General features: G+C 72.9%; 11 protein-coding genes. 6 read left to right on the forward strand and 5 right to left on the reverse strand.

The window, feature by feature from the left end; translation table 11 throughout:
* Window positions 1-111: 111 nt before the first annotated feature.
* Window positions 112-1,440: an amidohydrolase family protein gene (locus tag RIN75_RS38285; RefSeq protein WP_309116995.1), complete on the forward strand. Its 1,329-nt coding sequence runs from the start codon at window positions 112-114 to the stop codon at window positions 1,438-1,440.
* On the opposite strand, the gene RIN75_RS38290 is transcribed toward RIN75_RS38285, so the two are convergent.
* A complete protein-coding gene (locus RIN75_RS38290; protein ID WP_309116996.1) occupies window positions 1,437-2,540 on the reverse strand; it encodes a hypothetical protein in 1,104 nt (367 codons plus the stop codon). The two genes, RIN75_RS38285 and RIN75_RS38290, sit on opposite strands and share 4 nt — an antisense overlap.
* Before the next feature lie 118 nt (window positions 2,541-2,658).
* Between RIN75_RS38290 and RIN75_RS38295 the strand changes: the two genes are divergently transcribed.
* Window positions 2,659-3,489, forward strand: a complete 831-nt coding sequence (locus tag RIN75_RS38295; RefSeq protein WP_309116997.1) for a hypothetical protein — start codon at window positions 2,659-2,661, stop codon at window positions 3,487-3,489.
* A gap of 84 nt (window positions 3,490-3,573) precedes the next feature.
* On the opposite strand, the gene RIN75_RS38300 is transcribed toward RIN75_RS38295, so the two are convergent.
* From RIN75_RS38300 to RIN75_RS38315, 4 genes are all read right to left on the reverse strand, one after another.
* A complete protein-coding gene (locus tag RIN75_RS38300; RefSeq protein ID WP_309116998.1) occupies window positions 3,574-3,981 on the reverse strand; it encodes a hypothetical protein in 408 nt (135 codons plus the stop codon).
* 159 nt (window positions 3,982-4,140) lie between these two features.
* Window positions 4,141-5,052 (reverse strand): anti-sigma factor RsbA family regulatory protein, encoded by a 912-nt coding sequence (locus RIN75_RS38305; RefSeq protein ID WP_309116999.1) that lies wholly within the window; start codon window positions 5,050-5,052, stop codon window positions 4,141-4,143.
* Window positions 5,049-5,867 (reverse strand): MEDS domain-containing protein, encoded by an 819-nt coding sequence (locus RIN75_RS38310; RefSeq protein ID WP_309117000.1) that lies wholly within the window; start codon window positions 5,865-5,867, stop codon window positions 5,049-5,051. Before RIN75_RS38310 ends, RIN75_RS38305 begins: the two co-directional genes overlap by 4 nt.
* A gap of 187 nt (window positions 5,868-6,054) precedes the next feature.
* A complete protein-coding gene (locus tag RIN75_RS38315; protein WP_309117001.1) occupies window positions 6,055-7,050 on the reverse strand; it encodes a S1 family peptidase in 996 nt (331 codons plus the stop codon).
* Window positions 7,051-7,314: 264 nt separating this feature from the next.
* On the opposite strand from RIN75_RS38315, the gene RIN75_RS38320 reads away from it, so the two are divergent.
* The 4 genes from RIN75_RS38320 (at window position 7,315) to RIN75_RS38335 (ending at window position 10,109) form a co-directional block, all read left to right on the forward strand.
* Window positions 7,315-8,514, forward strand: coding sequence for a S8 family serine peptidase (locus RIN75_RS38320; RefSeq protein ID WP_309117002.1), 1,200 nt, complete (start codon window positions 7,315-7,317; stop codon window positions 8,512-8,514).
* 68 nt (window positions 8,515-8,582) lie between these two features.
* A complete protein-coding gene (locus RIN75_RS38325) occupies window positions 8,583-9,476 on the forward strand; it encodes a methyltransferase domain-containing protein (protein ID WP_309117003.1) in 894 nt (297 codons plus the stop codon).
* 54 nt (window positions 9,477-9,530) lie between these two features.
* Window positions 9,531-9,758, forward strand: a complete 228-nt coding sequence (locus tag RIN75_RS38330; protein ID WP_309117004.1) for a hypothetical protein — start codon at window positions 9,531-9,533, stop codon at window positions 9,756-9,758.
* Window positions 9,759-9,884: 126 nt separating this feature from the next.
* Window positions 9,885-10,109, forward strand: a complete 225-nt coding sequence (locus RIN75_RS38335) for a hypothetical protein (protein ID WP_309117005.1) — start codon at window positions 9,885-9,887, stop codon at window positions 10,107-10,109.
* Window positions 10,110-10,225 lie beyond the last annotated feature (116 nt).

Raw genomic sequence — 10,225 nt, forward strand, 5'->3', positions numbered from 1 at the left:
ACCTCCTCATCGCCGCACGTTAGTCTACATACATAGACTAAAACCTTGATCCCTTCGAGTACAGCAGAGAGGATGAGGTCCGTTCATCTACAGCCGTTGACGGAGGACGCCGTGTCGACATCCCTGCCCGCCGATCTGGTGCTCACCGGCGGCACGGTGCTCACGTTCGACGGCCGGGACCGGGAGGCGGACAGCCTGGCCGTCGCCGACGGGCGGGTGGTCGCGGTCGGCGACGTCGCCGGGCTCGTCGGGCCGGACACCCGCGTGGTGGACCTGCGTGGTCGCACGGTCATGCCCGGTGTCAACGACTCCCACCTGCACGGCGCGTGGCTGGGCGCGTTGTGGCCGCGAACCCTGTTCGGCGAGGGCGCGGGTGAGCACGGTGAGCCCTTGATCGTCGACGGTGAAGGGCGGCGGAAAGCGATCCTGCACGCCGGCGACCTCGCGGCGCGGTTGGGCATCACCAGCTACACCGAGCCCGGCCTTGGCCCCGGTGAGGACGGCGGTGTCACCGGCTGCTTCGGCAGTGCCGTGTTGGACGAGTACGCCGCCCTGGCGAACGAAGGGCAGCTGCGTGCCCGGGTCACCGTGTTGCGGCTGTTCGGCGAACTGGACGGCCCGAGTTCCCTGGACGCCTTCGAAGCGGGCCTGGCCACCGCGCCGCCGGCGGCCGACCCGCGCCGGCTCAACGTGACCGGCGTGAAGATCTTCGCCGACGGCATCCCGCCCACGCGCTCGGCCTGGACCCACCACTGCTACCCCGACGGCACCTCCGGCCGCCTGCTGGTCGACGGCGCGCACGACCCGGACCGCGAGGCCAACCTGCGCGCCATGATCACCCTCGCCCACCGCGCCGGCCACCAGATCGGCGTGCACGCCACCGGCGACCGGACCATCGAGGTCGTGGTCTCCGCGATGGCCGACGCGATCGCCGCGCACGGCCCGGCGGGCCGCCACTACCTGATCCACGGCGACCTGATCCCGCCGCACGTGCTGGACCGCCTGCCCGCGCTGGGCATCGGGCTCAACACGCAGCCCGGCATCGCGGTCACCACGGCCCCCTGGCTGGCCGCCGCCCTGGGCGAGGACGTGCTGCGCGCCGCGTGGCCGCTGCGGGAGGCGTTCGACCGCGGTGTGCGGGTGTGCCTGAGCTCCGACGCGCCCGTGCTCGACCCGGACTGGCGCCGCTCGATCGCCGCCGCCGCCCGCTGGCTGGACCTCCCGCCGAGCCGGGTCCTGATGCGCCGACTGCTGCGCGCCCACACCGTGCACCCGGCGCACCAGGACGGCGCGGAGTCGTGGAAGGGCACGCTGGAGGTCGGCAAGGCGGCTGACCTGTGCGTGCTGGACGCCAACCCGCTCGACGTCGCGCCCGCCGACCTGCCGCACGTCGACGTGGCGATGACGGTGGTGGACGGGCGGGTCGTGTTCGAGGCCTAGAGCCCGGGGAACGCCTGCCGCAGCTCGGCGAACAGCACCCCGTGCCGGCCGTACCCCATGGTCGCGGCGGCGGTGTGCACGACCTCGACCACCGCGCGCAGCGGGTCCTCCCCGACGACGGAGAACAGGACGGGCAGGGCCATCGCCTGCTGGAGGAAGTTGTCGGTGCGGCCGTCCAGCGTGGTGATCACGGTCTGCGGCACGGTCGGGTCGGACAGCAGCCGGTCCCACGGCTCCCGGTCGTCCGCGAACGGCAGCGGCTCGCCCCGGTCCACCGCGTCCAGCGCGGGCGCGATCCACGCGACCCCGTCCAGCCCCGCCTCGACGCACGCCCGCCGTGCCGCCCACCGGGCCACCCGCCGCCGCACGTCGTCATCGGCGGCGGCCAGGGCGTCCAGCAACGGCCGGTCCATGCGGCCCAGGTCCACGGCGGGCCGGCCCATCGCCACCAGCCGGGGATCGGGCAGCACACCACCCCACTCGCGCGCCAGCGCCTCGTGCCGGGCCTGCTCCGCCGCGCGCCGCCGTTCCCGTTCGGCCTCCTGGCGGGCGCGTTCCTTCTCCTCGGGCGAGGGCGGCGGTGGCTGCTTGCGGGCGTAGGCGTGCCAGTACTCGGCCTGGGCGCTGGACTGGCGGACCACGCCGTCCGGCGCGGGCGGCGCGGGCCAGAACTGGAGCAGGTAGCGCTCCTGCTCGACGTCCTCCGGCTCGGTGTCTTCGGGCTCGGCGGCGTTCTCGCGGTCCATGCCGACACCGCAGTAGCGCACCCGGTAGTCGGTCTCGACGAGGTCCAGTTCCACCGACCACTCGCCGGCCCAGCCCACCAGGGCGGCCTCGCCGACCGGCCGGAAGGACGCCTCGACGACGTCTTCCCATTCCGGGCCAAGGGCAGGCTCGGTGTCGTGCCGCTCGACGGTGAAGCCGACTTCGCCGGTGTGCAGCCCGGTCATGAGGAACAGCGTCCCCGGCACGGCCGCGCCGAGCAGGCCGTTGCGCTGCCCGCCGAAGCACTCGCCCATGTCACCGCCGATCTCGACGTCGCTCTCGACCGACAACTGCCCGTAGTGGACCCACACCTTGTCCTGTAAGAGAACCCGCACGGTTGCACTATCGCGTACGTCCACATGGGCGGTGTGACGCGGTACCCGGAACCGGGCGGCGAGGATGTTCGTATTCCCCTGTGTCGAGCCAAGATCGTTCGAAAGGGTGGTGGACCAGGTGACCGACGGCCGCGAGGAACTCGTCCCCCTGCGCACCGACTTCGACGCGGCGTGGCGCGGCTTCGACCGCCGCCAGGTACGGCACTACGTGGCGGCGGTGGAGGCGGACCTGCGCCTGCTCGCGGTGGACCGCGACGCGGCGGTGGCCCGCGCCGACGACCTCGCGCGCGAACTCGAACGCGCCCGCGCGGAGATCCGGGAGTTGAAGGAGACGCTGGACCGGGTGTGCCGCACCCCGGTCGAGCCCGACGCGCTGTCGGAACGCCTGCGGCGGATGCTCGAACTCGCCCACGCCGAGGCCGACGAGGTGACCGCGCGGGCGCGGGCGGCGGCCGACCAGAGCTGGGAGACCACCCGCCGCGCCACCGAACGGCTGCGGGAACGCCACGAACGCCTGGTCGCCGACCTCGACGCGCGCCGCCACGAGATGGAGACCGAACACCGCGACCTGCTCCGCCGCACCCGCGACCAGGTGGACGCGATGACCCGCGAAGCCGAACAACGCCGCCGCGACCTCGACCGGCAGGCCGCCGAACTCCGGGCCCGCGTGCAGGCCGACTTCGAGGTCGCCATGGCCGCCCGCCGCGCCGAAGCCCTGAAGGACATCGCCACCCGACGCGCCACCGCCCAGGCCCACGCCGAACGCCTGGTCCGCGAAGCCCAAGAGCAGGCTCACCGGATCGTGGCGACGGCCCAAGCCCGAGCCGACCACCTCGACGCCCGCCGCGCCGACATCGCCCACTCGCTCCAGGAAGCCGAACGCCTGCTCGCCGACCTCGACCCCCTGCTGGAGCCCACGCCGGAGGAAGCCGAACTCCTCGCCGCCTGACCTCGCTGGTCCGTTCGAGTCACTGCGACGACGGCCGGCGGCCGGGCGGGTCTGACCGGGTGCGCTGGACCGCGCACCCGGTTCTCACTGGGACAGCGGTTCCTGGAACACCATGACGGGCACGTCCCGCACGGCCCGGGCCGCGGCGACCGGCTCCTGCGCCGGCACGTCCACCACCTCGACGACCTCGACGGCGTCCTCGACCACGTCCTCGGCGGGAGCCGGCGCGGGCGCGGTGTCCGCCACGAGGTGCTGCTGGGCCTGGTTGATCCACAGCAGCCACATCACCTCGTCCCGGTGCCCCCGGAACTCCGCCTTGAGCGCCGAGAGCGCACCCCGGACACGAGCCACCAACACCTGGTCCGCGGCCACGGCGCCCCAGACGGCACGCGCACCCGCGTCCCGCGCCTTCACCATCAGCCGCACCTGCTCCGCCAGCTGGTCGGCGGCAAGCTCCGACCAGGCGGCAGCGATCTTCGAAGCTCGGTTCACACCCACATCCTCACCCAGCGACCCCCACCCCGGTGGCACGACACGAAGTAATCCATCTCTCGTTTTCCCATGTCCGCAGTGGACCGACCACCAATCGAGACACGGCGGCGCACGCCACTGCGGGGATCCACAGTGGACCCGCACGGCACCCCGGGTCAATCAGGCCAAGCGGAGCAACGCGCGCACGGTGGTGCCCGTGGGGCCGGAGTGGAGGCGGACGAGGTCGGCCAGGTCGTTCACCATCAACAACCCGCGCCCGGACAGCTGCCCCGGCTCCGGCGGCCGGCGTCCCGCCAACGGGTCGCTCAACCGCCCACCGTCCCGCACGTCGCACACCAGGTGCCCGTCGGCCCGCCACACCCCCACCCGGCAGGAACCTCCGCTGTGCCGCAAGCTGTTCGTGGCCAACTCGGTGACGATCAGCTCGACGTCGGCCACCCGCTCGCGCCCGACCCCGTCCGCCCGCTCGGCCGCGAACTTCCGCGCCTCCCCGAGGTCCCCGGTCCCGGACACCTCGAACACCGCGTCCGCGGGCGGCTCCGGCAGCGGCTCGTTGTACCGGGACAGCAGGCCGGGCACGTCGTAGTCCGAACTCGGGTAGGACGACGTCCCCTCCCACACCACCGGGTGCGTCACGAGCGCGTCGGCGACCGCCACCGGGGACAGGGTCGACAGGTCGTACGGGCACAGGATCGTCACGTCCCGCCCGTCGAACGCCAGGTTGATCAGCGCCTCGTGCTGCGCGCACGCCGGGTACTCCACCTCACTGCGCCCGGCCCAGATCGGCTCGCCCACGATCCGGACGTGCCGGTCCCGGTGCCGGTCGGCGAAGCGGCGCAGGACGCGGGCGATGATGCGGCCCGGGTTGCGGCCCTCGACGGCCATGTCCAGCAGGGTCACGTGGCGCGCCAACGTGCCCAGCCCGGACCGCACCAGGTCCAGGCGCGCGCCCGGCACGGCCATCGCGACGGGTTGACCGGCGTCCAGGCCCTCCTCGGCGAACGGGACGAGCGCCGACAGGTACTCCCGGTCGGTCCGGTAGAACAGCGCGGGGTGGGTGAAGGGGTTCACGGGATCGGCTCCACCCGGACGTCGGGGATGTCGAGGACTTCGACCAGGCGGGCCGCACCGGTGGCGCGGGTGCGCAGGACCAGGTCCCCGCCGCGGCGCCTGGCCGAGTCGGCGAGCAGCAGCAACCCCCGGTGGTCGATGAAGGTCAGCTCCGGGGCGTGGACGACCAGCCCGCCCGGCCCCGGGTCGATCCGCTCCAGCAGTTCCCCGAGCAGTTCGTGCCCCGACGCGTCCAACTCCCCACCCAGCTCGACGACCTCGCGACCCGCGCCCCCGGCGGCGGCGTGCAGCCGGAACGGCGCGGGCCGGTTCGCGCACGGGTGCACGCCGGCCAGCCGGGCCACCGCAGGCTCGTCCAGCCGGGTCGTGTCGTACCCGCACAGCGCCGAGAACGGGTGCCGCGCCATGTACCGGTCCACCAGGTGCTCGTAGCGCAGGAACGACGCGAGCTGCGCGGGCGTGCGCACCAGCGGCGTGGCCTCGGCGGCGACCCGCAACCCGGTGAACCCGTCCGCGATGGCCTCCTCGGTGGCCTTGGCGTACGCACGCACCTGGGCGTGCGGATCGACCGCTAAATCACTCTGATAGGTGTCACTCAAGGAGCGGATCTCGGCCGCGCCGGACGCCAGGGCGTCACCGATGCCGGCCACTCCGGACAGGACGTCCACATCGGCCCCGACCGCGACGTACCGGACCCGCTGGCCCAGCGCCAGCCCCTCGGCGAGGTACTCCCGCACCCGCACCAGGAAGTCGCCGGTGTCGTCGTACGACCAGCAGACGTGGTCGTGACGACCTAAGTCCCGTGCGTGCTGCACGCTCCCCGACCTGCGCATGAGCCAACCCCACCGTGAGAGTCCCGGATCGCCGGGCCGCGCGGGCTGGCTGCTGAACCCGGGGCTTTCGTGAGCCGGGGCGACCCGACACCCGGCACTGTACACAGCCCGTGCGCCCCGGGAAGGGGGCACACGGGCCGCGGTGGCACAACCGTGCCGAACAGGCTGGTCAGAACACCGACACGCCGTACCTGGCCAGCGCCTCGGTCACCGGCTGGTAGAACGTCGTCCCGCCGCGCCGGCAGTCACCGCTGCCGCCCGAGGTCAGGCCCAGCGCGGTGCCCCGGTCGTAGAGCGGGCCGCCGCTGTCGCCGGGTTCGGCGCAGACCGTCGTCTGGATCATGCCGCGCACCGTGCCGCCGCCCGAGTAGTGCACGGTCACGTTCAGCGCGGTGACCGTGCCGCTGTGGGTGCCGGTGGTGCTGCCCCGCCGGGTGACGGACTGGCCCACGACCGGGTCGGCCGCCGACGTGATGTCCGTGCCGCCGACGGTGCCCGAGATCGTGACGGAGGTGTTGGTGTAGCGGACGATGCCGTAGTCGTTGCCGGGGAAGCTGGACCCGGTGCGGTCGCCCAGCTTGGTGTTGTGCCCCGAGTCGGCGTACCAGGCGGTGGCCTCGTCGGTGCAGTGGCCGGCGGTGAGGAAGTAGTACGTGCTGCCGCTGCGCACGTTGAAGCCCAGCGAGCAGCGGTACCCGCCGCCGTAGATCGCGTCGCCGCCGGAGATCAGCGGGGTGAAGGTGCCGGTGGCGCGGTCGACGCGGACCGCTCCCCCGGTGCGGTCGGCCGCCGAGCGCAGGTGCGCCAGGCGGTCGGCGGAGACGGTGCTGTCGGCGGTGACGACGACCTGGTTGCCGGCCGGGTCCAGCGCCCACGCCGTGCCGGGGGTGCCGGTGTCGAGCGCGGCCCGCAGCTCCTCCAGCTGCCGGGTGCTGCGGGTGACCAGCTTGGCGTGGCCGCCGGCCGCGCGGACGGCGTCGGCGGCGGCCTGGTCGGTGACGTTGACGACGAGCTTCCCGGCGTCGAGGTGCGCGCCGGCCGTGCGGTCCGCGCCCAGGGACGCGGTCAGGGTGTTCAGGTCGGGTGCGGCGGTCGCGTTCATCGGGGTCAGCGCGGCGGCGGCGAAGACCGCGGCGATGACGAGGGCATGGCGAACCGTTCTCATGGCTCCGCCCTTTCGCAGGGCGAGGGGTTGCGGGTAGGCGCAAACCCCCCGGACGGGGTGTTTGAGACTCGTCCCACCCAACGGGACTCCACAGGTCCACACAAGGCTGCGAAGGGCTGACGCTTGCTGCACCGCGGAGGTCCGCAACCCTTTCGGGTTCGCGAACGGCCCAATGGTTTGCCGCCCGTTCGGCCGGTGTAACTCTCTGCTGAACGGGTGCGGGCAGCGCGTCCCCTCGACCAGAAAGACCCCAGAGGAGCAGTCATGCGACGTCTTCCGGGCCAAGCCCTCTTCGGTGCCGTCCTCCTGGCCACCGCGGTCACCGCCGCACCCGCCGGCGCGGAACCCGCCACCGGGTACATCGTCCTGCTCGACGAGAACGCCCCGGTCATGTCCGTGGCCGGCGAACTCGGCGTCCCGCCGCGGCACGTGTACGAGTCCTCCGTGCGCGGCTACTCGACCAAGATGACCGCGTCCGACGCCGCCCGGATCGCCGGCGACCCGCGGGTGAAGCTGGTGCAGCCGGACGGCGTGGTGACCACGATGGCGCAGACCGTGCCCACCGGCGTCGATCGCGTGGACGCCGACCTCAGCCCGACCGCGAAGATCGACGGCAAGGACGAACGGGTCGACGTGGACGTGGCCGTCATCGACACCGGCATCGACCTCGACCACCCGGACCTCAACGTGCACACCGCGGGCGCGAAGAACTGCTCCGACGGGCAGAGCGCCGACGACGGCAACGGCCACGGCACGCACGTCGCCGGCACCATCGGCGCGCTGGACAACGAAGTCGGCGTCGTCGGCGTCGCGCCCGGCGCGCGCGTGTGGCCGATCCGCGTGCTGAGCAACAGCGGCAGCGGCACGTGGGCCGACGTCATCTGCGGCATCGACTACGTGACCGCGCACGCCAAGGAGATCGAGGTCGTCAACATGAGCCTCGGCGGCGCGGGCAGCGACAGCAAGTGCGGCACCAACAAGGACGCCATGCACGAGGCGATCTGCAAGTCGGTCCAGGCGGGCGTGACCTACGTGGTGGCCGCGGGCAACAGCGCCTCCGCGACGACGTCGTTCGTGCCGGCCACCTACGACGAGGCCATCACCGTCAGCGCGCTGGCCGACTTCAACGGCAAGCCCGACGGCGGCGCGCCTTCGACGTGCCGCAGGGACGTGGACGACACGTTCGCCGACTTCTCCAACTACGGCGAGGACGTCGACATCATCGCGCCGGGCGTGTGCATCCTGTCGACCTGGCACAAGGGCGAGCGGTACAACACGATCTCGGGCACGTCGATGGCCAGCCCGCACGTGGCCGGCGCGGCGGCGCTGCACAAGGCCAAGAACGCGACCGCACCCCCCGCGACGGTGAAGTCCGCGCTGCTGGAGTCGGGCACCGACAAGTGGACCACCTCCACCGACCCGGACCAGATGCACGAACCGCTGCTCAACGTGGCGAAGTTTTGACCGGTTCGTCCGATCGGCGGGTTCCTCCACAGTGGACGCGGTGCGCGGCACGTGCCACGATCCGGGGCATGGCCGACCGACGGCGCATCGCGGAGTCCTACAGCGACACCAACGTCCTGTTCCACTTGTTGCGGCACGTGGGCTGGGGTGACCTGGTCAACGTCGGCTACTACACGGTGCCGACGCTGCACCACGCGTTCGGCGGGCTCGGGTGGTTCCAGCGGGAGTTGGTGCGGCGGTCGCTGGACCTGCTCGCTGGTGGTCCAGGTGATCGGGTGCTGGACGCGTGCTGCGGGCGCGGGTTGTCCACGGCGCTGCTCGGCCAGCGGGGTTGCGACGCGGTCGGGGTGGACGTGCAGCCGGAGCAGATCGCCGAGGCCCGGCGGCGGTTCGGCGACCGGCCGGGGACGCGGTTCGAGGTGGCCGACGTGACGGCTCTCCCCTACGAGCCGGGGGCTTTCGACCGGGTCCACTGCCTGGAGGCGGCCTTCCACTTCGGCCCGGAGGGGAGGCGGGCGTTCCTGGCGGAGGCGTTCCGCGTCCTGCGCCCCGGCGGCCGGCTGGTCCTGGTCGACTTCACGTGGCGCTCGGACGACCCGTCGACCATCGAGTCGGTCGACCCGAACGCCATCGTCCGCTCGGCGTGGTGCTTCGACGAGGTGGAACCCCGGAGCCGCTACCTCACCCGCGCGGCCGAGGCCGGTTTCACCGTGACCGCTCACGACTGGACCGGTCCGGTGCTGGAACTGCCGATGCGCCTGGTCCGCCTGGTCCAAGCCCTGGTCGGCACGCAATTGGGCCGGCAGGTGCTGCGCCTGCGGTGGCCCGGCCTGCGGGAACTCACCCCCACCGACTGGGACGCCGTGGAGGAGAGCCTCCACGCCCACCTCTCGTGGGCGCGCGCCTTGCACTACACCGCTCTCGTCCTGGACAAGCCGGGTGAGCCGATCACCGGGGCGTAGCGATCGGCGCTTCCGGGTAACCCGCGGCCGTACGCTCGACCACGAGGAGGAGCGATGACCGTTCCCCACCCCGAGCCACCCTCGCCGCGCCCCACGCCCGGCGAGCCCGACCCGGTACCGCCCACGCCCATCCCGGACCCGCTCCCGCCCGGCCCGGAACCGCTGCCCCGCGACCCCGGCCTGCCGCGCCCCGAGCCGCTCCGCCGCCCGGACCCGCTGCCACCCGACCCGGGCCCCGGTGAGCCACCCGGTCCGGTGCCCAACCCGAACCGGTTGAGCTGACCGTCAACCCGCGTGCCCCGATCGGGTAGGACTGCTCCCCTCACCGGGGGACCGCCCGTCCCGCAGCGCCGCCGCGGCCAATAACGTCGCCGGCGTCAGCGAAAGCTCCAGGACGGGAGTCCCGCCGTGGCTGTTTCCTTGGACTTGGACAAGCAACTGGACAAGGCGTACGAAGAACTGGGCCTGACCGCACTCCTCGACGCCCCCGTGGACGCCCTCGCCGGGGTCAGCACGGGCGACGCGGAGAAGCTCGCGGCCGCCTTCGGCATCAAGACCGTGCGCGACCTGGGCACGAGCAAGCAGTTCAAGCTGGCCGCGGCCCTGGTCGCGCTGGAGCAGGCCACCAAGTAAGCCCCGGCCGCCCCGCCTTTCACCGCGCAGCGGCTGCTTTTAGGCCGCGCAGCGGCTGCTTTTAGGCCGCGCAGCGGCTGCTTTTAGGCCGCGCAGCGGCTGCTTTTAGGCCGCGC

It is taken from the genome of Saccharothrix sp., from assembly GCF_031180885.1.
GTDB lineage: Bacteria > Actinomycetota > Actinomycetes > Mycobacteriales > Pseudonocardiaceae > Actinosynnema.

What these genes read in the sequence shown, in the direction of transcription:
- RIN75_RS38330 (WP_309117004.1), top strand. Translation starts at nt 9,531, where the DNA reads ATGACCGTTCCCCACCCCGAGCCACCCTCGCCGCGCCCCACGCCCGGC.
- RIN75_RS38325 (WP_309117003.1), top strand. Translation starts at nt 8,583, where the DNA reads ATGGCCGACCGACGGCGCATCGCGGAGTCCTACAGCGACACCAACGTC.
- RIN75_RS38315 (WP_309117001.1), bottom strand. Translation starts at nt 7,050, where the DNA reads ATGAGAACGGTTCGCCATGCCCTCGTCATCGCCGCGGTCTTCGCCGCC.
- RIN75_RS38320 (WP_309117002.1), top strand. Translation starts at nt 7,315, where the DNA reads ATGCGACGTCTTCCGGGCCAAGCCCTCTTCGGTGCCGTCCTCCTGGCC.